Source organism: Enterococcus sp. AMC1252 (assembly GCF_058216515.1).
On the sequence record NZ_CM177097.1, the window covers coordinates 2653141 to 2679280 of the forward strand.

The 26140-nt window shown below is 33.1% G+C and carries 24 protein-coding genes and 1 CRISPR repeat array (1 of these 25 cut by a window edge); of the genes, 6 read left to right on the forward strand and 18 right to left on the reverse strand.

Translation table 11 applies throughout. The features are described 5' to 3' along the window. Nucleotides 1-14: 14 nt before the first annotated feature. The 3 genes from AC4BB5_RS12520 (at nt 15) to AC4BB5_RS12530 (ending at nt 3382) form a co-directional block, all read left to right on the forward strand. Complete coding sequence (locus AC4BB5_RS12520) at nt 15-767, forward strand: LytR/AlgR family response regulator transcription factor (protein ID WP_490456450.1); 753 nt, start codon at nt 15-17, stop codon at nt 765-767. A 229-nt stretch (nt 768-996) separates the two neighbouring features. Continuing rightward, a complete protein-coding gene (locus tag AC4BB5_RS12525; protein ID WP_490456451.1) occupies nt 997-2076 on the forward strand; it encodes a GHKL domain-containing protein in 1080 nt (359 codons plus the stop codon). Nucleotides 2077-2095: 19 nt separating this feature from the next. Beyond that, a complete protein-coding gene (locus tag AC4BB5_RS12530; protein WP_490456452.1) occupies nt 2096-3382 on the forward strand; it encodes a hypothetical protein in 1287 nt (428 codons plus the stop codon). A gap of 148 nt (nt 3383-3530) precedes the next feature. Here the strand turns inward: AC4BB5_RS12530 and AC4BB5_RS12535 are convergent, their stop codons facing one another. From AC4BB5_RS12535 to AC4BB5_RS12565, 7 genes are all read right to left on the reverse strand, one after another. Further along, entirely contained in the window at nt 3531-4223 is a 693-nt protein-coding gene (locus tag AC4BB5_RS12535) for a winged helix-turn-helix domain-containing protein (protein WP_490456453.1), read from the reverse strand. A 633-nt stretch (nt 4224-4856) separates the two neighbouring features. After that, on the reverse strand, nt 4857-5885 hold the full coding sequence (locus tag AC4BB5_RS12540; RefSeq protein ID WP_490456454.1) for a WxLIP family cell surface protein: 1029 nt from the start codon (nt 5883-5885) through the stop codon (nt 4857-4859). A 14-nt stretch (nt 5886-5899) separates the two neighbouring features. After that, the gene (locus tag AC4BB5_RS12545; protein ID WP_490456455.1) at nt 5900-6595 is read right to left on the reverse strand and encodes a WxL domain-containing protein; all 696 of its coding nucleotides are present in this window, start codon (nt 6593-6595) and stop codon (nt 5900-5902) included. 47 nt (nt 6596-6642) lie between these two features. After that, nucleotides 6643-7308: a WxL domain-containing protein gene (locus AC4BB5_RS12550; RefSeq protein WP_490456456.1), complete on the reverse strand. Its 666-nt coding sequence runs from the start codon at nt 7306-7308 to the stop codon at nt 6643-6645. 103 nt (nt 7309-7411) lie between these two features. Then, a complete protein-coding gene (locus tag AC4BB5_RS12555; RefSeq protein WP_490456457.1) occupies nt 7412-8107 on the reverse strand; it encodes a hypothetical protein in 696 nt (231 codons plus the stop codon). Between the two features lie 349 nt (nt 8108-8456). Beyond that, entirely contained in the window at nt 8457-8801 is a 345-nt protein-coding gene (locus AC4BB5_RS12560; RefSeq protein ID WP_490456458.1) for an EF2685/EF0750 family sortase-dependent surface protein, read from the reverse strand. A 5-nt stretch (nt 8802-8806) separates the two neighbouring features. Continuing rightward, nucleotides 8807-9943: a WxLIP family cell surface protein gene (locus tag AC4BB5_RS12565; RefSeq protein WP_490456459.1), complete on the reverse strand. Its 1137-nt coding sequence runs from the start codon at nt 9941-9943 to the stop codon at nt 8807-8809. Between the two features lie 456 nt (nt 9944-10399). Between AC4BB5_RS12565 and AC4BB5_RS12570 the strand changes: the two genes are divergently transcribed. The 3 genes from AC4BB5_RS12570 to AC4BB5_RS12580 all read left to right on the forward strand — a co-directional run bounded on the left by AC4BB5_RS12570 (nt 10400) and on the right by AC4BB5_RS12580 (nt 13933). Continuing rightward, nucleotides 10400-11173 carry a LytR/AlgR family response regulator transcription factor gene (locus AC4BB5_RS12570; RefSeq protein WP_490456460.1) on the forward strand — a complete coding sequence of 258 codons (774 nt, stop codon included), beginning with the start codon at nt 10400-10402 and terminating at the stop codon, nt 11171-11173. Beyond that, complete coding sequence (locus AC4BB5_RS12575) at nt 11163-12467, forward strand: sensor histidine kinase (RefSeq protein WP_490456461.1); 1305 nt, start codon at nt 11163-11165, stop codon at nt 12465-12467. The genes AC4BB5_RS12570 and AC4BB5_RS12575 overlap by 11 nt, the downstream gene beginning before the upstream one ends. Before the next feature lie 182 nt (nt 12468-12649). Continuing rightward, complete coding sequence (locus tag AC4BB5_RS12580) at nt 12650-13933, forward strand: GHKL domain-containing protein (protein ID WP_490456462.1); 1284 nt, start codon at nt 12650-12652, stop codon at nt 13931-13933. 146 nt (nt 13934-14079) lie between these two features. Here AC4BB5_RS12580 and AC4BB5_RS12585 read toward each other — a convergent pair whose 3' ends face one another. From AC4BB5_RS12585 to AC4BB5_RS12635, 11 genes are all read right to left on the reverse strand, one after another. After that, nucleotides 14080-14949, reverse strand: a complete 870-nt coding sequence (locus tag AC4BB5_RS12585; protein ID WP_490456463.1) for an AraC family transcriptional regulator — start codon at nt 14947-14949, stop codon at nt 14080-14082. Nucleotides 14950-15043: 94 nt separating this feature from the next. Continuing rightward, a complete protein-coding gene (lepB, locus tag AC4BB5_RS12590) occupies nt 15044-15586 on the reverse strand; it encodes a signal peptidase I (protein WP_490456464.1) in 543 nt (180 codons plus the stop codon). A 12-nt stretch (nt 15587-15598) separates the two neighbouring features. Beyond that, nucleotides 15599-16267 (reverse strand): hypothetical protein, encoded by a 669-nt coding sequence (locus tag AC4BB5_RS12595; protein ID WP_490456465.1) that lies wholly within the window; start codon nt 16265-16267, stop codon nt 15599-15601. 12 nt (nt 16268-16279) lie between these two features. Then, nucleotides 16280-17410: a WxLIP family cell surface protein gene (locus AC4BB5_RS12600; RefSeq protein WP_490456466.1), complete on the reverse strand. Its 1131-nt coding sequence runs from the start codon at nt 17408-17410 to the stop codon at nt 16280-16282. A 108-nt stretch (nt 17411-17518) separates the two neighbouring features. After that, complete coding sequence (locus AC4BB5_RS12605) at nt 17519-18322, reverse strand: WxL domain-containing protein (protein WP_490456467.1); 804 nt, start codon at nt 18320-18322, stop codon at nt 17519-17521. 30 nt (nt 18323-18352) lie between these two features. Then, nucleotides 18353-19159 carry a WxL domain-containing protein gene (locus AC4BB5_RS12610; protein ID WP_490456468.1) on the reverse strand — a complete coding sequence of 269 codons (807 nt, stop codon included), beginning with the start codon at nt 19157-19159 and terminating at the stop codon, nt 18353-18355. Beyond that, nucleotides 19156-19512, reverse strand: coding sequence for an EF2685/EF0750 family sortase-dependent surface protein (locus AC4BB5_RS12615; RefSeq protein WP_490456469.1), 357 nt, complete (start codon nt 19510-19512; stop codon nt 19156-19158). The genes AC4BB5_RS12610 and AC4BB5_RS12615 overlap by 4 nt, the downstream gene beginning before the upstream one ends. 14 nt (nt 19513-19526) lie before the next feature. Continuing rightward, entirely contained in the window at nt 19527-21962 is a 2436-nt protein-coding gene (locus AC4BB5_RS12620) for a WxL domain-containing protein (RefSeq protein ID WP_490456470.1), read from the reverse strand. Between the two features lie 100 nt (nt 21963-22062). Next, a complete protein-coding gene (locus AC4BB5_RS12625) occupies nt 22063-22740 on the reverse strand; it encodes a winged helix-turn-helix domain-containing protein (RefSeq protein WP_490456471.1) in 678 nt (225 codons plus the stop codon). 186 nt (nt 22741-22926) lie between these two features. Next, nucleotides 22927-24027, reverse strand: coding sequence for a tyrosine-type recombinase/integrase (locus AC4BB5_RS12630; protein WP_490456472.1), 1101 nt, complete (start codon nt 24025-24027; stop codon nt 22927-22929). A gap of 865 nt (nt 24028-24892) precedes the next feature. Next, entirely contained in the window at nt 24893-25819 is a 927-nt protein-coding gene (locus AC4BB5_RS12635) for a hypothetical protein (RefSeq protein WP_490456473.1), read from the reverse strand. Nucleotides 25820-26081: 262 nt separating this feature from the next. Next, a CRISPR array of direct repeats spans nt 26082-26140; the repeat unit is 33 nt; unit sequence ATTTCAATCCACTCACTCTAAACAGAGTGAGAC (it continues 583 nt past the right edge of the window).

Genomic DNA, 26140 nt, shown 5'->3' on the forward strand with positions numbered 1-26140 from the left:
AGGAGTACTTTATTATGAGCTTATGTGCTAAAATCTACGTGATAGAAGATGATTATGAGTATCGGAAACGAATTATAAACTCTTTAGAAGACTATCACTCTAACTTTGTTGATTTTGATATTTCTTCTATAGATAATCATTTATTTTTTTTAAAAGATTTACAAACACTGTCTGTTGCTGATACGGATGTTTTTATTTTTGATATTGATTTGAAAACAACATTTACTGGAATTGATTTAGCGACTGAAGTGAGAAAACGAAATAATAACTGTTCGATCATTTTTCTGACTAGTCTAGAAGACAAAGCGATCTCTATAATCAATAGTGATATCTTTCCAATTGGCTATATCGTTAAAGACAGTACATCGCCAACAAATCTAAATAGTTCGATCCATAAATTATTAGCAAAAGTAGTACACCTCTTAAAAGATTTCTGGACCGAAAATCCTGATATTGTTACATTAAAAAATGGTGCCGAAAAAGTTTATATCAACTGTAAAAACGTCCTTTACATTGAATCCGTAAAAGGAGTACGGGGGCAAATTTTAATTAAAACTTTTTCAGAAGAAATCATTATCAACGGTCATATTGGAAAAATCAAAAAACTCTTACCACAAGACTACTTAATGACCTCGTTACTGTCGTATATCATCAACTTATCAACCATTGCTACGCTTGATCGAGCAAATGGAATTGTTACCTTCTCAAATGGAGAACAATTAAATGTAGGCATCTCGATTATTGATAAAATAAAAAAAGCCTTATAGGAGGCTACTTACTTTGGATAAATCTCTTTTCACATCATTTCTAGCTATTAATTGTTTCCAATTTATCTGGCTTCTCACCTATAAAAAAATTTTTATGTTACGTGAAAGCCTAATCTTAACTTTTTGTGTAGTAATACAATTTAGCTTAGGTTTTCTTATCAATTCACCTTATGTAGCTCTTTTTCAATTACCCTTTTTTGTATTACAGTTTATTTTTTCTGTTAAAAGGTTGAATAATTGGTTTTCTCCTTCCTTATTGATCAGTTTTGAAATTGCTTTGATTACTCTTTCTTGGATTCCAACTTTAGATACTTGGGATATTTTGCATTATAATCATCAAATTTCTAATGCAACCTATCATTCTTACTTTTACTTATTTGTTTTCTTACAGCAGCTAGTATTATTTTTAGTTATTGGATTAATGAATTATTTATGGAAACAATATTTTCCTCATGATACTCCTGCACTACTTCCAAAAAAGTACAGATTGCTATCTGTCTTTCTTTTATTCTTGCTTTTTTTAGCCGTTGTGATCAAGCAAATCAACGTTTTAAATGGCGATACGTTTTCTCTGATGTATAGCTTATTCATCATCGTTGGGTACACCTGTTTAATCAGCTGGAATTTGCTGATCGTACTTAAGTCTAATAACGAGAAGCAATATATTGCCCTCTTAACTGAAACCTATAATCGCGAAAAAAATAAAATTACTCTTTCAAATGAGTTTCGACAGGATTATAAAAGTTTCCTGCAAAACCTAACGACTTCTTTAGAATCTGGAGATCAAGAAAAAGCGCTTGATCAGCTCAAGCGCATTATTCAATACTCTGATTCATTGCTTACACCAAACTTATATCGAAAAGTTTCTGTCATTAATAATTTACCTATCCAAGCTTTATTAACTAGTTTTCTAAATAAAGTACTTAGTGCAAATATTCATCTAAGCTTACACATAACTGAAAATTTGATGAATATTGATATGAACATCGTAGATTTTATTCGTTGTTTTTCTATCTTGTTGGATAATGCGTATGAAGCTACTGAAAAAACAAATAATCCTTCTATTGAGATCACCATAACTGGAACGGCTAGTACTGTGACCATCGAAGTTGATAATACCTATAATAATCAAACCGATGTCCCATTCTCCACCTTTTTACAAAATAATTTTTCAACCAAAGAAGGTCATCAAGGAAAAGGTCTATATATTTTTATCAATATATTGAAGAATTATAAGTACAGTAGTCATAATTTTATAAATAAAAATAATCACTTTATTGCCAAGTTTACGATACCTAAAAAATTCTAAAACAGAGGAGGGAAAAACTGTGACAACCACTCTTTTTAATGGAATACTTGTTGTGAATTATTTACAATTCGTTTGGTTTCTCAACTATAAAAAGTTTATTACATCACAACAAACGATTCTTTTAGCTGTGTTGCTAGGTCTTCAAATCCCGCTCGACTTGGTATTTAATATGCCCTTTGTCTCATTAGCCATCTTTACTATTTTACAACCTATTTTTATTGTTCAGTCTTTTAAAAAATGGTTGCCTATGGTTCTTTTTTTATATTTGGAAAATTCATTAATCATCATTTCATGGTTATTTACAAATGATTTAATCGATTTTCTCTTGAAAACTGGGCAAATTTCTAATACTCTTTACCAACAACTTTTTCCAGTTTCATTGATATTACAACAACTTTTTCTTTTTGGGTTGATTGTTCTTGTTAAGCAAATCGATCTAAAATATAGTATATTCGACTCAATCATTCAGATTCAAAAAAGTTATAAGCTTCCAGCTATTTTGCTAACGATTCTTTTAGTTTCTTTAGATTCTTTTAAACGTTTAGCTGTTTTTCTTCACTCTAATATTGATTTTTTTTATCTAACGTTTTTACTGTTGACCCTTAGCATAATTTTTTGCACCACTGCCTATTTATATAGTCAGTATTATCAGCAACAGATGATGAAAAAAATATTGTATCAGCAATATAGTAAGGAAATGGAAAAAATTACTTTATCGGATGAATTTAGACATGATTATCATAATATTCTTTTGAGTTTAATGGGGTACATAGAAAATAATGACTTGCAAAAAGCGTTGGATTTTATTTCATCTGTAGAAAACTATTCTAAGAACTTGTTGGAAGAAGATGCGTATGATCAGGTAAATCATTTAACGATTCCTCCTGTTCAAGGATTACTGATTCATTTTATTGAACTGTGTGAAGCGAAGAATATTCAGCTAAGGATTTCGATTCCTCGAATGATCCAGGAATCAGACATCCCCCTTCAACTAATTGATTTTATTCGATGTATCTCTGCTTTGTTTGATTACGCCTTAAAAACAACTGTTCCGGGACAGGAATCAGTCTTAGATCTTTCTATCAAAAAAGAAAAGCAAATCTTTTACTTTTCTCTAACTAATTTAAAGAATCCTTCAACGTTGCTTAAGCATGCAAAAAAACAAAATATTCAAGCACAAAAAAAGTTGAAGGAACATGATTTGCTCAATGCTCAAAAAATTCTTCAACAATATAACCAAACAGAGCTTTATGTATATAGTCAGAAAGAAAAATTTCTAGTGACTTTTACACTCCAATTAAATTAGTTATTTTTTGACTATTATATTGAAAAAGTGGTTGGGACATAACTATAGGAGTCATATCCCAACCACATGCTATCCAGATAAACAGTGGGAGCAGAAGTAACTACTGTTCCATCCTCTTTTTGGCTATAGTCAACTACTTTTCTTTTAACTATTTTAAATCTAACATATACCCTTTAGAACGAACCGTTTTGATAAATCGTGGATTGGTTGTACTAGATTCTATTTTATTGCGTAAATGAAACATTAGGTTGGCCACTCGATAATTCTTATTTTCATCATTTATTTCAGGAGTCCATAATTTTTCTTTGAGTTCATCGTAAGAAATAGTTTGACCTGGACTATTGCATAACATCTCTAGTGCATTATATTCTTTTTTGGTTAAAGAAATTTCTTTTTTTCCATCAATTAGCACACTTAAATTTCTAGGAATTAGCTCGATTTCTTTTCTCTGAGATAAATTTGATGTATCCAATAACAAATGGTTGCTTTTATCGGCATAGCGAGTAAGTAAATTCGATAATGTATAATAAAGTTCCTCTTCCTCCATTTTCATAGGAAAACACGCTTCCACTCCTAATTGTAGATAAACTATATTTGAGCGGGAATCATCACTAGTAGTCAATAGATAAATCGGCACTTTTACGTGTTTTTTTAATTTCATCAAGCAACAACATGTTTCTGACATTGTCTCTTCAAAAAGAATAATAGCATCTAAATTACCTGGATAATCCGAATATTTCATTATATTAATCTCTCGCAAGCTCCACCCTTTATCTGTTAAAAAATTTAAATGTGCATTCTCTTCTTGTCTATTCTCAATCAAGTATCCAATCGTATACATGATTCGTCCTCCCTTTTCTACTATACTTATATTTTTAGTTTAAACAATTCTGAAATAAAAAATAGTAATTATATGTTTTTAAATAAAATATATTTTATTATATGTATATTACACTTATTTAACGATAAAAAAAACACCATGAATGCGCTACCAAACGACAATTATATTTATCTTTTGAGAACCCTATAGGTAATACACATCATGATAGAAAAGCTCAGAGAAAATCTTCTCTAAGCTCTTCCTATTTATTTTCGGCAGTCTTATCTTATTCTTTCATATTCATCATCTTGTTGGAGCATCTACTAATTGCCATTCGATTTTTCCAGTATAGGTGTCTTTATAGTTACCAATAGATGACTGTTTATAAAACAGCCCATTTTTATCATTCCACTCTTTTGATACATTTATTGTTCCCCATTTGATTCACTCGTTCCATTTGCAATCCTTTTGAACGAGTCCTCAGTTGGAATTTCTACTTGTATACACGGTTTCTCATAACAAGAATTCTTTATAGTGGCGAATTGCTAAATTATTATTATCAAAATTACGTTCTGTCATGTCTCTCTCTATTAAAATTTGAAAATGAACCTAAATTATAATTTGTCCTATTTACTCAAAGGTTCATTTGATAGCTCATTTTCTCCGACGCCATAAAACAATAATAATACCAAATAATAGAACAAAGACTATACCCACAGCTATAGCAATGACTATCATCCATTTATTGCTTTCTGGTTTTTCTACTTCAATTGCTTCTTCATTTAATTGGTCTGCTTCGTCTTCTGTAATTCTAAACTTTTTGCTAAACTGCCACTCACCTGTTTTTGAATGCGCCGCTAACTCTAGTTCATAATTTCCTGCAGCTATTTCTTGATTTTCCAATAAAATTGGAAAATTAAAGTTTGAGTTTGGTGCCATTGCCATATCTGATTTTTCAGTTTCATAAACAATTTTTTCCGAACCACTTTTTCTGACTTTCGCAGATACGGTCAGCTCACTAATAAACTCTGGCTTTATATTTTGAATATTGGCAGTAACGGCAGTTCGATAATTAAATAAGCTTGCCCGAACGGTATTTAATTTAAGCTCTGGCTCTACTTTTTCTAGATTCTCACGCAATTGTATACCGATCACCATAGAAAATACATTCTTGATCTGAACATCATTTTTCTTTGAAGCAGAATCGGTTGTTTTATTATTTTCTTGATCATAAACATTAAAGCCGCCAACTATTTTTCCTTCAAATGCTTTTTTAGGCATTTTCAAGCGAAATGTCACACGTTTTGTTTCTTTAGGTTTCAATGTGACCATTTGTTTTCCCGAAATCAGTCTTGTCATAGGATAAATTAGAGTGGAATCATTTTTTTCTGGTTCCACACTATATTCCAATTCTCCATTTTGACTTGTTGTTCCTATATGAGGGACAACCTCTAAATTTAATGTTTCACTGCTGGAACTTTTGATTTCAAGCTCTATATCCTGCGTTTGTCCAGGCTCCATTTTTAAATCGAAATATGTTTTTGATTGATCAATTTGGTTTTCTGGAATAACCGCTTGAACTGAGTAACCCAGCTCGTCTGCATATGTAAAATCACTAACACTCAATAACGTCATCAACAAAAATGTTGTTAGGCAATACTTTATTATTTTAAAAAATGTCATCTATTACTCTCCATCTAATTTTCTGTACTTGGAACATCTGCCAACTTCCAAAAAATAGTTGCTGTATACTCTCTTCCTGCCTTAGCAGTATTTGGCAAAATGTCTAATTTTATATTTTTATTTATTGCTTTATCACTTTTCCATCTGGTTGCCCAAACCCCTTGACCAGCATTTTTATCTGCCGACATCACTTTTTGAAGATCTTTATTTAGCGAAACTGAATAGCTTTTGGGAGGAGCGGCGTATTCAGAATTATATTCCTGAATATCGCCTTTTGTTAATGTTAAACTGGCTCCACTCAATAAGTATCTTTTTTGATCACTAGTTGTTGGCTCTGAAACAAAGTTAGATATTTTAGCATACAATGTCCAACCGCTTAGAGTCCCCCTTAAATCCGATACTTGGATATATGGATTTGAATTAATCGCATATTCTTCTTGATATAGACCACTTTTAACCACTTTCCCAAAACTAAAATTTGGTACCCGATCAATTTTTAACAACCCTGAGCTATTTGTACCATTATTTTTTGGATCTTCAGGATCTTGACCAAATAACGGTGGAACAGGATTTGTCTTCCCTTCGATAATTTTGGCATCAATATCAGTATTTATGGAGTCAGTTGCTTCGACTATATTAGTTTGAGCTCCATAGGCTATTACCAAAAAAGTTACAATCATAGTCCCCTTTAAGAATGTTGACTTCACCATTATCTATCCTCCCGTTTTTGGATTTACCAACTAACAAATCTTTCCCTTTATTCTGGTGTATTTGCTAATGTCCACTTTAATTTCCCTACATAACTTGCTTTACGTGCTGTATTTGGAATCGTTAATTGGACCCCTGTTTTTCTTGTTGGCTCTTGCTGAGCATTATATCTTTCAAAAACATTCGTGTAACGTCCCATCCCTTTTCCTTTATCCGCTTTAAAAACGGTGCCGGCAAGTTGACCAGATATTTTGGCTTCTTTTCCTACTGGCATGTTTTCAGGATCGGTCGATGAGCTTTTGGATGTCACTTCAGCTGTTGGAATCGTTAATTCCCATCCTTTTAAGTCTTCTCCATCATTTTCTCCGCCTGTTACTTTGAATGAATCCATCGCTACTTTCACATTCCAACCAGTACCATTACCTGTTACATCGACTACCTCGATACCAGATGCTTTATCTTTTGCAATCGTTGCAGCTCTTGTTTCTCCTAACGGAACAGAAGGGTAATTAAAGTCTGATACTGCTTTGATGATAAATTCTCCATCACGAGATGGTTTATCTGATATTTCTTCTTCTGCTGGTCCTGTCCCTGTTCCTGCGTCAACGGTCACCGATATATCAGAATTTAACTCATCTGCCCTAACTGTACTTGGTAAAAGTACTGCTCCAAACGTTAATGTTAATGCTAAACTAGATACTATTTTTTTGTTCATAAAAAATTCCTCCATTACTTTTTATTCAACAGCTTACTACGACAACTTCCTTTAAGACTAAAATATTATTTATTGTGTTTTTTTAATGTATGATATGTTCTAATTACTCTGTATCTTCTAAAGACCAGCTAACTGTACCTGTAAATTGTTTACCGTCTGTTTTATCTTTTTGACCAGAATTGACAGTTAATTGGACATTTCTAACTTCTGCAGCAAATCCTTTAGATCCAGGTTTTGTACCAACCATAATAGGCGTACTACCAGCACCAGCTTCAAGAGATACTTTAGTAAAACCAGTTACTTTATCTTCAGTATATTTTGTTAAATCTGGTAATTTTGCAATGGTTTGCGGTAATTTCCCTGTTTCTTTATCTCTTTGATCATCCAAATTAAAAGTAGAAATATTTGCTGTGTTCATAGACAATGTTGAAGCTAGCTTTTCTTTTGCATCTGTTGTACTAGTAAGGTCAGACAATTTAGCTTTTATATCCCAGTTTGTTTGTTGAGCCGCTTCACGATCTTCATATACTGCGATGTACTGTTTTGTATTCAACTGTTGATAGTATACTGAGCTTGATGCACTTGCTTCATTTTCTGTACCAAATTTGAAGGCTGTCGGTTTATTAATCAAACTTAATGCTTCATCATAAGGTCCAGGAATGACTGTATCATCTCCATTGCTGAATCCAATACCTACTCCTGTATTTGCTTCTTTTTCTGCTGCTTGAGCAGCTGTTGGCAACAATACTGCTCCAACGGATAGACCTACGATTAATGTTCCTAGTACTTTTTTATTCATTTATTCTCTCCTAACATATTCTACCTGTGAGGAAGTTGTCGTAGTAAGCTGTTGAAGTTCCTACCACTTATTTAACTTATATTAAAGATATTGATTTGCTTTTGAATATACATAAATGCATAAATCATCAAAAGAAAGCAGACAATTGATACAACCAGCAATAGCCAGTTCACCAATATTTTTGATTTTTTTAACTTTAACTTTTTTAATAAAATGCTGTCTCTATTTAAGGAGAAGAGGAACATTCCTAAAGAAATTGTGCCACAGGCTCCTAATATATACAGCCAAAGATAGACTCTCATAAAAACATCCTCTCTTAGTTTATTTTTAAATAATACTTTTCTTGAATTTATGAATCACCGCTAGCCTTGATTTGTTTATCTAAAACAATTGCAAAACTGATGACGATCAAGACCATTCCACTAATCAAGAATGTCAATTGTTTCACTGTTTCTCCCGTATTTGGTAAACTAACTCGTTTATTGATTGGTTTACTGTCATTAGCTGTAGGTGTATTATCATGTGGCGGTGGTGTTGGTGGCACGTCATCTTCTGTTTTTTTAAATGCGATGCCAACATCTCCTTCATCTATTTGATTAGCAGATACAGTTGGAGCAAAAATAAAAGCAAAACTGAAAAAGAGTATTATCGTTAGTAATCGTTTATTTGAGATTTTTTTTAAGCTCCGATTCATTCGTTTCACTCCCTTGTTCGTTTGTTCTTACTATTCTTTGCTTGTTCGGCCTTCTTTCTTTTTGCTTGCTTCGCTTTTCTTTTTCTAATTCGTTCGCGGATCATTTTTTTCCAACGTTTATTTCTAATGGATAACACTATGACGACGACTATAAATGATCCAATAGCTAATATAACGACATAAGGCAACCAGTCTGGTGACTCTATTTTAAAAACAGTTTCTTCGTTCATTTTCTTAGCTGTTTCACCGGAAACATTAAAATCTTTTTCCCATTTCCAATCTTCCTCATCATTTTGTGCGTGAACTTTTAACGTATAGTCACCAGCATCGATAGCGTCGACGCCCCAATCGACCGAAAATTCATAGGTACTATTTGGCGCCATTCTGGCGTTTTCTACGGTTTGTTTTTTCAAAATAGTTTCTGAACCTTTTTTAGTAACTGTTGCTTCAATTTTTAAATTGTCTGCAATTTTCGGTTCAGGATTATGTATGACAGCAGCGACTTGTTTATGCCCTAATTTCAACCCTAATTTGGCTGATATTAGTTCTAGCTTTTTAGCATTTTTGTATTCTTCTCCTGTTTCAGTGGTGACCAAGCCGATTTTGTATTGGTATTTATTGGAAATCGTTTGTTTTTTGGTCTTCTCTTGGTCTTCAACCGTTTCAAAGACAACAGCACCTAACTTAACTCCTTCGTAACTTTTTTTAGGTGGTGTCACTACTAGTTCAACTATTTTTTCCTCAAAGCTTTCTAATGAAATCTCTGATTCACTTACTTGGACAATTTCGGTTAAAGGATCTTTCAAACTTACATCTAGTTCTTTGGTTGGCTCGTCATACTCAATATTTCCAGTTGAACCTGTTGTGCCATTGGCAACAAAAACTTTTATTTTAGTTGGATTATTTTGAGTTGATTTCACTTTTACTTTCAACACTTGACTCTCATCAGGTTTGGTTTCAATAAAGAAATAAGATTTGTTCATTTCAAGTTGTGTATCTGGTCTAATTGCTTGAACGACAAAACCTAATGGGTCGGTCTCTTTGTTGGCAGCCATTGAATAGGTTGGAAAAATTAATAGTAAGACACCCGCCAATAAAACATATCGACAATATTTTGAGATTTTCTTTAACTGTGTAATCATGTTAACTTCCTTTCTATGTATAAAAACTACTTGGGTTTGCTTCGGTATGACTAAAAATACTTTTTTTAATCCAAGCTAGAAGCTATCTTCACAACACGTTTTTTGTAACTTACCTTAAGAGCATTCACGATACATACAGTGTTAAGCTAGCTAACGAAACGAATAGTTCATACATTTTTGTATAAGGTATTCATATTTGTTTATCAATGAACTCATTCATAGTACAATTACCTAATAACAAATAAAACAACAAGTAAGCGCTAACAAATTACATTTAACTTTTTTATTTATAAATTTTATTTTTCTTCACTTTAAAAGCAACAAGTAAACGCTTTCTTGTTACATATACAGCCTTTTTAATTTTTAATCTATTTAAACCTTTCTTTTTCTATCATTCTATTCTAAAATATATTAAAATTATTTTTTAAAATATTTATTTTTCTAGGAGGGGAAATAATGACTATAAATACAACGATTTATGTAGTTGAAGATGATAATCTTTATAGAAAAAGAATTATTCATTATCTTGAAAACTACCACTCCAATTCTTTTCATTACAAAATATCTCCTTTAGATAATCATTTGCTTTTTATGGACGATATTCCGACATTGAATATTTCAGATAATGATGTTTTCTTTTTAGATATTGATTTAAAAATGCAGTATTCTGGCATTGATTTAGCTAATAAAATCAGAGAAATTAATTCAAAATGTTCGATTATTTTTCTAACTAGTTTTGAAGACAAGGCGATTTCAATTATTAATAGTGAAATTTTTCCACTTGGTTATTTGGTAAAAAATCCTGTTGATTCAAGCGAGCTAAAAGCGACGATTGATAATGTTCTTCTAAAAATTGAAAGTCTTACCAAATCTTCTTGGAGACAAGATCAAGATATTACAACTTTTATGAATGGATACGAAGCTATTTATCTTAATTGTAAAGAAATTTTATATATTGAATCCTTAAAGGGCTTGAAGAGTCGCGTCTTGATCAAAACTCTTTCGGAAGAGTTAATTATTGAAGGAAAAATTGGTAAAATCAAAAACAACTTAAAACAACCTTACTTATTTTCGGCTCTTCAATCATATGTAATCAATCTTGAAAATATTTCATCGATCAATCGAAAAAATGGCACGATTACTTTTACTGGTGAGAAAGATCTTTTTGTAGGAACTAGAATCATTGATAAAGTAAAAAAAGGATTACAGGAGTATCAATATGCTAGATAGACCATTCTTTATTTCTTTATTATCAATAAATTTGATACAGCTACTTTGGTTATTCGCATATAAAAAGATATTGCTTTTTCGAGAAACAATGATATTGAGTGCTATTTTGGTTGTTCAGTTTATTGTAGGTTCACTAACTGACGATCATTTCGTCATCTTGTTGTTGATTCCTTTTTTTCTTTTACAATTTTCATTTCCTGTAAAAAGAGTTCAAAACTGGTTGACACCAGCTTTATTTTTAAGCTTTCAAAATGCAATTGTTTTACTTTCTTGGTTATTGACCTTGGATTTTTGGGATATTTTGTTTATTAACCACTATATATCCGCCGAGACGCATGCTACATACTTAAAATTCTTTATCTTTCTACAGCAATTTGTTCTCTATTTACTTTTGATCTTTGCCAACTATTTAAATAAACGGTTTAGTGTAACAACAACTCTTCATCTTTTACCTAAAAAATATCGATTTGTATCTGTTTTACTTCTATTTTTTTTATTTTTTACAATTGGATTACAACAACTTAGTGTTTTAGAAGGCTATTCAGCCCCTTTCTTTTATAGTACGTTCATGATTATTTGTTTTACAGCTTTTCTGAGTTGGAATATTTTGCTTGTGGTCAAGCAACAAAATGAACAGCAATATATTAGTATTCTTAAAGAAAAATATGAACAAGAGCGAGAAAAAATCGAACGCTCTAATGAATTTCGTCATGATTACAAACAGCTTTTGATTGGATTAACGTCTTATTTAGAAACGAATGATACAAAGCAAGCTCTTGGCTTACTGCATTCGATCATCGATTATTCAAACTCACTGCTTACGCCAAATTTATATAAAACAATTGCAGTGATTCATAATCCGCCGATTCAAGGTCTTTTGACTAGCTTTTTAAAACGTTGCTCAGAAACAGATATCCAACCAAAAATTCAAATAACTGAAAAACTTACAGATATCGATATGAATATTGTTGATTTTATTCGTTGCTTCTCTATTTTGTTAGATAACGCTTATGAGGCTGTTCAAGAAGCAGAGTTTCAGTTGATTGAGATAAGCATCACTGGTGATTCAGAATTTGTAAAAGTAACAGTTAAAAATACTTATAATAATGATGACGGGATCTCCTTTCATTCTCTGTTGCAAAATAATTTTTCGACTAAAAAAAATCATCAAGGTAAAGGACTATATATTCTGGCAAAATTGATCGATAAGTACAAAAAAGCCAATTATCAAGTTTCAAAAAAAGACAACTATTTTATAGCTAGTTTTTCAGTTCCAAAACTAGCAAAACAATAATTTAATAGGAAATGTAGGACAATGATGAATACACCTTGTTGTCCTACATTTTTTTCTGTATCTTCTTAACTCATAAACAAAATAATTTTTTCAATAAACTAGCTATAAATTGTGACTTTTAAAAGTTTTTGATATGATAAGACAAAGCTATGTTTTTTCTACTTAAAGGAGCATACAAATTTATGGAAACCTATTTAGCAACAGAGTTATTTGCTCTAAATTATCTTCAAGTTGTTTGGGCTCTTCTGAATAAAAAATATATTAATAAAAAACAATCGATTCTGTTATCTTGCCTATTGATTTCAGTTATTATTATTAGTTTTTTTATTAGAACCCCTTATGTTTTTTTACTATTGTTTGCTTTTTTTGCTACCTCAGCAATCTTTATTGTGCAATGGACTGGTAGCTGGATTTTGATGGCCCTCACGCCTTTTTTGATAAATTCATTAGTTATCATCTCCTGGCTTTTTACTTATGATTTATTGAATTTCTTGTTTCGATTGAACTACCTAGATGCAGATCAACGTCAGTTTCTCGTCCCTTTTTCTCTGCTTGCCCAACAAGTATGCCTTTTCTCACTAATTTTAGTGGCTAAGAAGGTCGATAAAAAATATATGATCTCTGACTCTATTTTGCATATTCGCAAAAGCTACAAACTCCAATCGATGATTGCTCTTTGTTTCCTTATCATTTTTGCCGTACTTAAACAAGTCGCAGTTACACTTTTTTTTGTAGAGTCCTTTTTTTACCTAACTTTCTTACTACTCACTTTAAACCTCATTGTTTACACTACTGCTTATCTCTACAGCCGGTATTATCAAGAGCAATTAAAAAAAGAGGTTCTATTTGAGCAATACAATCAAGAAATGGAAAAAATCACTGTTTCAGATGAATTTAGACACGATTATCGAAATATTCTTTTGAGTTTGGCAGATTATATCGAACAAGGTGAAAATAAAAAAGCTCTTAACTACATTGATTCAATCACTGATTATTCTAGAGATTTTTTGGAAGAAGATTCTTATGACGATCTTGGTAATCTATCTATCCCATCCGTTCAAGGTCTATTGCTTTATCTGATTGAAATGTGTGATAGAGAACATATCCATCTTCACCTTGCCATACCTAGCAAGATTCGAGAAAGTGATATTTCAATTCGCTTAATTGATTTTCTTCACTGTCTGTCAGCCTTATCTGAATTTGCCGTAAATGAAACCAAGGATAGCGAAGAAAAAAATTTGTATATGGTTATAAAAAAAGAAGTAAATATGCTTTGTATCGAATTAACAAATACAGCTAGTCCTAAAAAACAGTTGGAAAAGATGTCAGAACACTTAAAAAACTCCAAAAAATACTATAAAGAAAAGGGTCTTAATACGGTGACAAAAACCGTTCATCAGTACAATGAAACTGACTTTTCCCTTCAATCAAATAAGGATTATTTTTTGGCATTATTCACTCTTTGACTCAATTTATCATCGCAAAACAAAAGAGCCTGAAACATAACTTTTCAAGTTATGTTTCAAGCTCTTTTTATTCGAACAAACGGTGGGAGCAGAAGCAATTCCTTCTTATTTCTCGGGATTAGGTGCTTTTTTCCCAACCTCTATTTTTATTCTATTATTGTCTTTTGATACTTCAAAGGTGAAATCCCCACTTGTTCTTTAAATACATGATGAAAAGTTTTCACACTGGCAAAACCAGATTTTTCAGCCACTTCGGTCATCGGAACTTTTTCATTCGCTAAAATAAACTTCGCTTGATTAATTCGGTACTCCGTTAAAAAACTCATAAAAGTCGTACCAGTATTGGCTTTGAAAAAACGGGTAAAATAATAAGAGCTAAATCCGCTGTATTTTGAGATTTCTTCCAATGTAATTGATTCTTCATAGTGATTTTCTACATAGGTAAAAATTTGATCTAGCTGTTCTAGGTTTTCTTTATACTTTATAGTAGAAGCTTTAGCTCCTTTTTTGACTTCCGTTTGCGTTTGCGGAAGTCTTCTATAAAAAATTGTAATCAATTGAAAAAGCAAACTAAAGAGTGCATAATTTCCCCCCGTTTTTTTATTCCCATATTCCTCAAATAATTGCTGTAACAACTTCTTCATATCGATAGTCAAAGACTTCGACCATTTTGAACTGTGCTTTTCCCCTGTTTCAAACAATTCGATCAATGAACAATCATTCACTGATTTCATTTTTTTTTCATCAAATAGGCTCAAATCAAACTGATAAACAATCCGTTCACTATCAGGAGACGCTAGAAAATAATGAGGTTCACCACTGGCAAAAAAATAGATTTCCCCTTCTGCTACGTGCACGATTTCATCCCCCACGCCGATATTGACAGTCCCTCGTATTGAATAAATGATTTCGACTTCTTTATGCCAATGAGGATACACAATCGTCATACCATCATTGATGAAAGCTCTAAAAAGCAGATTTTCTTCAAATTCTGGTCTTTCTAAATATACGCTCATGATTCCCCTCCGTTTACTATTACTACTTCCACTTTAACAAAATTTTCTATTTTTACAATGAAAAATCAACCAAATAGTGAATTTTTCGTTCTATTTAATAGGAGTGTAAATCATTGATAGGAAGAAGTCTCATGCGGATCACTCCGATGATATTACGTGTCTGGATCAAGCCATAGTGACGGCTGTCTGTTGCGTAAGGGCGATTATCTCCTAACACAAGGCAATATCCCTTAGGAATCGTTTTTAAGCCGTTGAAAAAATTCTCTGTGTAGTTCCTACCATTTCGTTGACTTTCATTGATTTCATCTACAATAAATTTTTCATCAATTGGTTCTCCATCGATCAGCAAGACGTCATTACTATATTGAATCGTTTCACCTGAAAGAGCGATAACACGCCTAATTTGCTGTTTATCACTAATTTTAAACACAACTAAATCAAAACGATTAAGTTTCTTTGTCTTTTTAGCTATTAGTAAATCTCTATCATGAAAAGTTGGCATCATTGCATAACCTTGCATTCTTATCCCTTTAAAATAAATCAGACCGATCATGCCTAATAGAATTATCATACAAAAACAGGCAACTAGTAGATCTTTGATATAAGGAAAAATGCTTGTTTTTTGTTTTTTTTTCATAAGGTTTCCTACTTACTTCTCTTTGCTTAATGCAGATTCATTGACTTTATAATAACTAAAAGCAGCTTTTTCGTAGGTTTCACTTTTTTTTATATCTGCTAAAAAAGCATCAACTAATTCAACATTTCCATAAAAATTATTGGTTTGTGTGCTGGCATTCATTCCAAGTTGTTTGATTACATTATAATAACGATTCAAGGTCAGCTGTCCTTCTTCTGTATTGATTTTACTGGCTTTTTTAGTTCCTTGACTCGTCATAGCAGTGGCTAGATAACGAATGTTTTGTTGGATTTTTGTTTCATCATCTTCCCCATTTTTTGCTGTGGCTAATTCTTTTTCAAAATCTCTGATTAAATAGTAACATTTGACAAGAGTATCTGAATCATCTGATGTTAAATTCATTGATTGATAGTAAGCCAGATAACTTGATCCACCGATCAATGAGGTTGCTAATAGCAAAGAAATACTTAAAGAAATAAACTGTTTTTTTCTGATGTTGTTTAGGTAGAGACGTTTTTGAGCAATGCGTTTATTTTTCTTTTTATTTTTACTTTTTCTTTTTGGTAGTTTTGTCAGTTTCTTTTGGGTTCTAATCCATTGAATTAAAAAGTAACAAGCCAGAAAGAATAAAACGATCGCGACTGATATTCCACCGATCAATAGCTGATCTAAAATAGTCATTCTTTTCAGCTCCTAACGATCTTTTATTTTATTTTTGGATTTACTCGATGTCTTTTTTCCATTTGGTCTTTTTTTTGAAGAATCAATAGACTTTTTCCCTATTTTTCGTTTACGTATCATTACGAGCAAAACAAAAATCACAATAATTCCTAATAACAATCCACCTGCAATCATAACAATCAACTGCCAGTTCATTCCTTTTTCTTGAACTAAACCGACATCTCGTTCATTAAATTTATCTGCTTCTTGTGGATCAATCGTAAACTCTTTATCCCACGCCCATTTTTCATCGCCAGAGGTTACTAAAATTTTGGCTTTGTATTTTCCTGCCACCATTTTTTCACCATTCATGCTAATTGGGAAATTTAAAAAGGTATTTGGTGCCATGCGCATTGCTGTTTGTTTGCGTTCGTATAAAATGTTTTCTTTGTTTTTTTCAGTCACTTGTACTTCTACGGTCATATCATTCAAATAAGCGGCTTCTATATTTGAAAAATTGACGAAAATAGCATTGCGTGCGTTGTCTTGATTGGCTTTTACACTATTTAATTCTAAATTTGGTTGTGGAAGCTGATCGGTTTCCTGCAATAGTAATCCGATAACATAGGCGTATTGATTAATGATTTGTGAACCACCTTTTTTATCCACTTCTGAGCCTTGATTCGATCGCATCAGCTGAATACCACCTGCAATCGTTCCATCGTAAGAAGTTTCCGGCATCTGGATCGTCACTTCAAGATCTTTTGTTTCACTAGGGTTTAACTCAACTGACTTAGGTGCACTAACAATCTCTTTGAAGTCAAATTTTAAAGAAGCGTCATTTTCAATAGTAGAATCTCCATATTCGATTACACCATTTTGATTTGTTTTTGCTCCGTTTAAACGAACATCGACTGTTAGCTTTTCTTTTCCAGGGTTAGACAAAGCTATTTTAACAACTTGATGATCATTAGGTGCCATTTTCAATTTATAAAATCCGATATTTTCTTCTAATTGGTTATCTGGGAATGACACTTTATATGTAAATCCTGTGGCACCTCCGGGATCTTGTTCATTTGCTCTTACCTTTTCAAAATTTCCTAAACATAGAATAAGTATCAAACTTAGTGTTCCTAAATAGAGAATCCAATTTCTTTTTTTCATTTATTCACCTCATAAATTCTTAGCGTTCGGTTTCGTATGTATAGGGATTGCTAGACATAGAAAAGCAAGCTGATGGGAAAATCCACCAGCTTACCTCTACACACACAATTATTGCGCTGCAACGATTTTCCAAGTTACTTTTGCTGTATATGTGTCAATGCTCATATTAGAAGCAGTTGCAGAAGGAACAGTCAATTTCACTGAGTCTCCATCTGTTCCAGGTGCTCCAGCTGGCGCACCTGCACTTGGCGTATAATCTGCACTTTGACCAAACTCCATTACATAGGTTCCTTTTCCTTCTTTTGCTGCTTTATCAGCTGTTACGACTGTTTTAGAGCCGCCGCCAAAGGCTAATTCAAACCCAGTTGCTGTGTTTGAAGGTACAAGGTTTTTATTGCCACTGTCTGGTACGGCCATTCCATTTGAATAGTCGATTGTAGAAGAATCTAGAACAGTACTTCCGTTGGCTGCAGTACCAGTAAATTGTTGTGTTAATTCAGCTGTTACAGTATAACCATACACACCATTTGCACGGACATCTGTCCAGCCAACGATTGCGCCACGAGTGCCTGTTCCTGCTGGCGTTGCTTCTGTTAAGTCAATTGGTGCAGCATATGCTACAACATCTTTACTTGATGTTTTGATTGTTCCAAAATTTAAATTAGAAACTTGATCAATCATCAAAGCTCCGCCATCTTTATTATCTTCAATTTCAGGATGTTCTGGTAATTTTTCATCTGGCTTTTCCGGGTCAGGAGTTTTGCCTTTACCAGGATCGCCACCTTCTTCTACGGTTACTGTTCCTGTTGATGGTAATTCTTGAGGTGCTGCAAAAGCCTGTGTTCCTCCTGCTAATGATGCTCCTAAAATTGCTGCTACTAATGATACTGTACATAAACTTCTTACTTTCATTGTTAACTCCCTCTCTGATTGTGATATTTATTAAGGCAACTCGGCTAATATCCAAGTTATCTCCGTTTGATATTGTACTGGATGGATTTTGGTCGACTCCGGTACTGTTAAAGTGATGGCTGAATTGGTATAAGCAGGTTTTTGATACTCCTCATCCATAATTGCTTGCCCTTCTTTATCTACAAGTGGTTTTAAAGTAGATGGTTGGTTATCACTATTGGTATCTGAGGCACCAAATGCAATTGTCCAGACACCTCGTCCTGTACCTTTTGCAGCTGTTGCCACCTCGTATGCTGTATCGATTGCATTTAAACCAATCGTTTCTCTAGTGACCGCAGGCTTTGGGCTCTTTCCACTGGAGTTGGCCCATCCTTTGTCTAAGGAAAGATACGCGCCAATTAGTGACTGTTCTTCTTTATTTTGAATCACGGGATTATGAAATTGCGTGCGCTGTTTGACTTGTAATGTCCAACCAGTCGCCGCTCCCCGCTGATCTGTTATTTGAATGTAACTACCTCTTGGTTTTGTTTCATCAAAAAATTGTTGCGCCAATGCTTCATATTTACGATCTTTTTTTTGAATCAAGACTTTACTAAAATTTAAGGCAGAAACAAAGTCGATTCTAAGTGGTCCAGTTGTATGAGGCGTTTCCCCAGGATCCGTCGGTTTTTCTGGATTTTCTGGATCCACTGTATCAGAACGATCGTTACCAATAACCTCAACTATTCCAGAACCTTCTAGTGTTTCTACAGATTCTGCATGAGATGATTGCTGAAAACCTGCTAAACAAAAAATCACAGCAATACTCAACCAAAGTGATATTTTTAATTGCTTCATCTTTGCCCCCTCCTTTTACTATTCCGTAAAAATAGTAGGAGTAAAAAAAGCAGTACAAGCATCCCGCCTAGCCAAGCAAATCGCTGAATCTGTTCCCCCGTTTTTGGAAAGATTCCTTTTGGTTTTTCAATATTTGACATGTTTGAGCTTGATACAATTGATTCCGTTGTACTTATTTCTGTAGAAGAACTCTCTTGTGTTTCTTCTTTCTCTTCGTAAAATATGATTTTACCGCCTCTAGTAACTTGTCCATCGCCACCACCTTCAGCTGCTTGAATTGGTGAAGCACTTCCAAACAAACTAAATAATATTGCTAAGAATAAGGGCAAAATCATGTGTGTTTTCTTTTTCATCTTCTTGCCCCTTTCTATGGTTGTCCAGCCATGATTTTCCAAGTGATCGTACCGACATAATCTCCAGTATAAATCGTGTTAGTAGAATCTATTTGAAGTTTTATTCCATCAGTATCTTGATCCGTTCCCCAGGCATCACTAACTGTAAATTTCCCGTCTTTTCCTTCAGTATTTGCATAGATAACTTGTGCATTTGAATCGAGAATTGTCTCTTTGCCTTGATCAACATAGCGAAGGGCATTGATTAGTTCGTTGCCTTGATCATTGATCATTGGGCTAGTCAAAGTAGCTGTCAAATGCCAACCTTTTGTTGGATTTGCTCGTGTATCTGACACGATCAACTTTTCTTTAAAGATTGGATTTTCTACTCGTTTAGTTTTAGCGTCATAGGTCAGTTTGCCAAAATCTAGTGTTGCAGGAACAGAATCCAATGCTAAATTTCCTTGAAATTTATAGGTAACAGTTCCAGCCGTGTATGGTGTCTCATTTTCTGGAGCTGGGTTGTCCCACGTTAGTTTTGTATAGCCTTTAGCTAACAAGTTAGAGACAATCTCTTGAACTGATTTGTCTAGGGTCAAATCCACTGTCTCTGTCGTATTACCATCTAATTTGATAGGTTCATGCAGTTCATTGTCTAGTTCTCCAATAAATTTAATGGTTAAGCTTGCACTAATATCGTAAATAGTAATCATGACTTCTTTTTCAGCAGTGACTCCTTTGGCTGTTGTTAAAACCAGGACTACTTGTTGTGGTCCAAGAATAGAAGAATCAGGTAATTTGCCATTTTTATACGATACGGTAACTGGTTCATCAATAGCATTTTCTGTATCAACGCGAAGATTATCAAGATAAGTTGTTTGTACGTCTACTTTTGAAAGATCGGTATCTTTGGGGAAGGATAGATCCTTTTTAGAGTCTCCATCTGGAATTCCCTCATACAGAACTTTGGTCATCGAATCATCTGTTACTTCTGAAAGGATATCTTTATTGTGGACAATTTTACCAGTCGCACTATCATTGACCTCATAATGAACATTAGTGGATAACCCTTGTTCAAATAACATATACCCGTCATCTTTACCGCCATTTTGATAATTGTAAGCTGCTTTGTTTTTAGCAAAGTCAAAAGTATTGTTTGTTTTAGCAGAAACTTTAATTTCAAATACCTTCCCATTGAATTCATCTGTGGTTGGGTCTTTAGCTACTAGCAACAATTTACTTGAATTAAGTGGGTCAACCGAGATTGTAAATAAATTAGTCAAGTCATCTGAATTTCCATATGAACTAACTTTGATATTTGCTAAATCGATATCATAATAATCTGGGACAGTTGTTTCGATCACAAATTTATTATTTCGATTGACAACCCGATTATCTGCTACATCTTGAATGATGGTGTAATTCATGTTTAGATAGTTAGGATCTTTATGCGTTTGGCTATTAGTACTACCAATGACAACTGGTTTTGCAGGTGCGATTCGGGCTAAGGATTCGGTTTCGTACATTACTAACATTGGGTTAAAACCAGCACGTGCAGATGAGAATGACGTACCATACTCATTTCCTTGAAACATTAAGCCTGCCTTTGTTGAATTTTTATCTACAATATTCATACTTCCAGACAAACTTATTTTTCCTACTTCGGGCAAATCTAACTTATAGCCTAAATTTTCATCAGCATCATTTGTAACAAAAAAACGACTAAAATCAGTATCAAATTTAGTATTTACAACTTTTGCATCATTTATATTATTGTAATTCCAGATTCCTTTAACATTCAGTGCAGCTTTTGTTTTAGAATCATAAAATTCATACCTATAGGAATATCTATCTCCCTGTAAATACCAATCACCCATGTTAGATTCATTGCCGTAACTGTTGCCACCCATCATCATAAATAATTTTTCCCACTTTATTAGATAGTTGGGACTGACGACAGCAGCATTTTCAATATTACGTTCACTAGGATCTAATGCAAAGAAATTAGCACTTGGATAGATGCCTCCTGTCTCCTTAAAATCTAGTTTATCTAATACTAATTTCACGTCGACATCTCTACCTTTATATAGGGCGACATTGCGAATCCAGACGCCACGTTCGGTATGCATGATGTCATCTTTAGGATTAAACTTGATTACTTTACTATTGGCCAATATATGATATTCCGGATTTTTATTTACAAATTTTTCAACACTTGAAGCACCAAAGGGTTCATAATGAATTTTGTCACTTATTCGAAATTTTAGAGAATATTCACCAGATACTTCTGTAGGAGAAGTAATATTTGGATTAATAATATTTACCCCTGGAGTCGTAATAAAATCAGAATACCCAACAGGTGGTGCCGCCATTAATTTATCATTTTGATTCTGAGTAAAATAAAACATACCCAAAATAAGCACAGTAATCATGGCTGTTATTCCAATTTGAACCTTTCTTTTTCTCCTCATTTTTTTCCTCCTTTCTGTTTAAAATTACTCAAAAAATTTTGCATCCCTCCTTTCAATGAATCAACTACTGGGGAAGATAAAGGAAATGGATGTTTTTTTTCTAATCAGAAAGCTCTTTAGGAAGTGTTAATACATAACCTTTTGAGCGAATCGTCTTGATAACGTCTGCATGCTTTAAATCAAGTGCTTCAATTTTTTTACGTATATGGAAAATCAAATTCGCTACGCGATATTTCGGTGCAACTTCTCTTTTTTCCCATAAATAATGAGCAATTTCCTCATAGGTACGTACTTTTTCTTCTGAGGCATACAAATAATCTAGCAATCTATATTCCAATTTTGTGAGAGCAACTTTTTTACCGGCAATCACGATAGTGAAGCTGGACGGATCTAGGTCAAAAAATTGATCTTTTTTTATTGTTTTTTGAACTGTTCTGCTGAGTAGTCCATTTTTAATTGTCCATGCGATTTCGTCAAATGAATCTGATTCTAGTAGAAATCCAGTTACACCTAATTTTAAATAGATGATTTTTTCCTTTCCCAATGGTTTATTTGTCAAAATCCAAATCGGTTTTAACGTGCTTTCTCGAACTTTTATCAACCATTGGAATAATTTTTCGATTTGAACCTGTTCGCTTTTTTGAAGAATGATCCCTTGAAGAGAGGCTAGATCTACATCTTCCAAATCATGGACTATAATATCAAACTCAGTAAAAAATCTAGCTTGTTCCTTTTTTTGTATTGTTTGTTTATCTGAAAGTATCCCCACCGCATACATATCTTTTCACATCCTTTTGATTTTGCTGTATACTATCAAAGATAATCTGAATAGCTTATTCAGCTCTTTTTTCTTATTATCTGTTATAACAAGAGAATCTTTGTCTGAATCTATGATATAAATACATTTTAAATGTTGATTTGACGGCGTAATGACGGCGAGCAAATGCTCCTCCCCTTCGAGTTGTCATACTGAACTGATGGAGTTAACTGCTTTTCTCTTCTCGGTTAAGAAAGAACTAATATACGTATCTAACGTCATTTTGATCGACCCATGTCCTAGCAAATCACTGATTGTTGCTACCGTGGCACCATTTTCCAAACAGCGAGTTGCAAAGGTATGTCTTAACGCATGAAAATGAATTGATGGAAGCTTAGCCTTTTGACAAATTTGTTTAAAATGATAATTGATTGCTCTTGGTTCCAATGCTTTACTTGTCCCCACTACATATTCACTTCTCGATTCTTTTTTTACATTTTGCAGTAAAAGATTCATTTTTGGAGAAAGTGGAATAATTCTTACAGAGTTACTGCTTTTAGGAGGTAACTCTACTACCTTCGTTTTATTTTGCGTGTTTTCTGACGTTACGGATACTCTCTGTAATGTTCGCTTTACGCGAATCACTTCTTCTGTAAAATCTATATCTTGCCATTTTAACCCTGATATTTCGCCGATCCTCATACCTGTTTCTAACGCAATCAAGATAGGTAGACCATATTTATTTCGTTTTGCTTCTGTTTCAATTTTAGTTTGCTCTTGTTTAGTCAGACTCTTGACATTGTTTGGCTTTTGTTTTGGTAATCTAACATTTGTACATGGGTTTTTTTGAATAAATGACTGTTGAACAGCATAATTTAAACAGCTTCTCAATACTCTATATGTTGCATGGATCGAACTAACCGATAATTTATCTTTCAACGTACGAATCCAGTACTCTACTTGATTTTTTTTGATTGTACAAATTGGCTGCATGCCGAACATTGGTAAAATATGATGTGTTAATTTAGCGACATAGCTACTGTATGTGTTAGGCTTTACTTCTGATTGAATCTCTTTTAACCAGTAGTTTGTCCATTCATTTAAAGTACCTTGATAGTCTTGCGTGTAGAACTCTTCTGTATTTTGTTGTGTATATTTTAAATGAATCAGACGTTGTTTGACTTCTTTATACTTATATCCATAAATATAACCATAATAAATAGCACCATTTTCTTTTCTTCCTTTTGGATATCTCCCTTCCCAACGTCCATCTTTTCTTTTATAAATGTTTTCTCCTTTTCTAACCATTTAACAACATTCCTTCCCAATCTAATTTTTTTGACGGCTAACTTGACGGCTCAAGCCCACTCTCACTTGTTATTCTATAAAAAAAACAGCTCTAAAAAAGGATATTTTTTAAATAAATACAAAAAACAGTAGATTTATTCTCAAAAAACTTATTGACATCAGATAATCAAAATAGTAACATGAGTTTTAGAGACATATATTATTCTAAAAAAGCAAATAAAAGCTTCCGATTATAACAGATAATCGGAAGCTTTTATTTGTTTAATATCCATTTTTTTAGTTATTTAATAAAATTTCATACCCATATAGGCATTTTATACTAAACTATATTTTTTAATCTTATTTTAATTTTACGAAAAAAGAAACAGAAGGCCCATGGTTTATTTCCGGTCCAAAGCTTGGTAAAAATGATATATTTAATTGCTTTCATCTACATCATAATACAACACTCTACTCCCTCGATCCCATTTTCTTTCAAGCACTTAACTGTGTAGTTACATAAAAGGTCAGGTGATCTACCCAGTTCATTAAGATCATAACCTGTTTTTCATTCGCTACTAATACTCTTGTATCTTGGTTCCTGACCTTTGCTGTTGACAATCCCTATTTTGAACCCAAAAGGAGTGCTGATGCATATGGTGCTAGTTCTCAGTAAACGGCTTCTAAAAAAACAAACTCTTCTGCCTATATGCCCTGTCCGCAATATTTCTCAATTGTTTCGTTCGTTTGTTCAAGTTTTAATATTTATTTTTTCAGCTAAATATATTTTAAATAATCTTTTCACTTCTTATCTATTAACCTAAAACACCAGAGAACAAGTTCATCCCTCAATAAGTTTCCCCTCTAATCGGAGTGCTTTTTTCAATTATTTCCAGCGAATCGGAATTTGACCTTCACCAGTATAATAGACATTCTCTCCTTTATCTATCCGCCAACTAAATTCCAAATATTTTTCGTCCCCTTTTAAATCGTTCCATTCTAACCATTCATTGCTTTCGATGCTTGATGAATACTTCATCTCAGCGCCAGCAAATTGTTTTGATGGTATGATTGGATCAAACAATTGATAAGATGTTGTTCCTTTTTTCAAGGTGATTGTTGCCATTCTCCCTCTAGCATTGATTCGTAGTTCACTTAATTTATCTAAATTAGATAATGCTGAAATGTCAGTTGTTAAAACTTGGGTATATTCTTGACTATCACGTTCCTCATTATTTTCGAATCCATCAAACCATAATACGATTGTTTCCAAATTTGTTAATTTTTTAAAACTATTTAGAGTTAGTTGATTGTTTGCTTCCAACACAACTGTTTTCAAGTTTTTTAGTCCACTCAATTCCCTAAAGCTATTAAAATTCCCACCTTCCCCTTGGACTTGCTTTAATGCTGTCATCTGCTCAAATCCCGCAAGGCTAGAATATTCGTCAAAATCCGTATCAAAATGAGTCACTTTTTTTATGTCATCTTTCTTAAACAAGCCATATGTGTTAAACAGTGCTTCTCTTTCAAGTAAACTTTTTTCATCATTTTCATTCAATTGATCTAATAATTGATCAAATTCATGATCGGTGATCAAACCTTTTTCACGATCTTCACGCAACTTAGCCATATCAGCTTGATAGTGATCGAAGTAAACTCTGTCAACATCAGAAAATAAAGCATGTTTGATTCCAATATCATTAAAATAAGAATACGTTGACTCGGATACCGCTTCCACTTCTTCAGATGTGCCAATTGATAACCCTAATCCTAATGCCAATACAATCACTGATGATTTTACTGATTTTTTCAATTTTAAATTCCTCCTTGATTTTCAAAAAGTATACATCCATTTTTTATATAAAAATTATATACATATTCATGGTATCGAAAAAAAGTACTTGAGTCTATCTTTTTTACAACTTGATTATTACAATAATGTACGGCTAACTACTCCTAACTTAAGTATTAGATTAATGTTGTTGAATAGATTTTTAATTGTTAGTTTCAATTCCTGTCTCACTCTAAACAGAGTGAGACAGCCGCTTTTATTTAAAACATCTAATGCGCTAAGCATTTCAATCCACTCACTCTAAACAGAGTGAGACGTGTCTGTCGAATACACGCGTAAAAA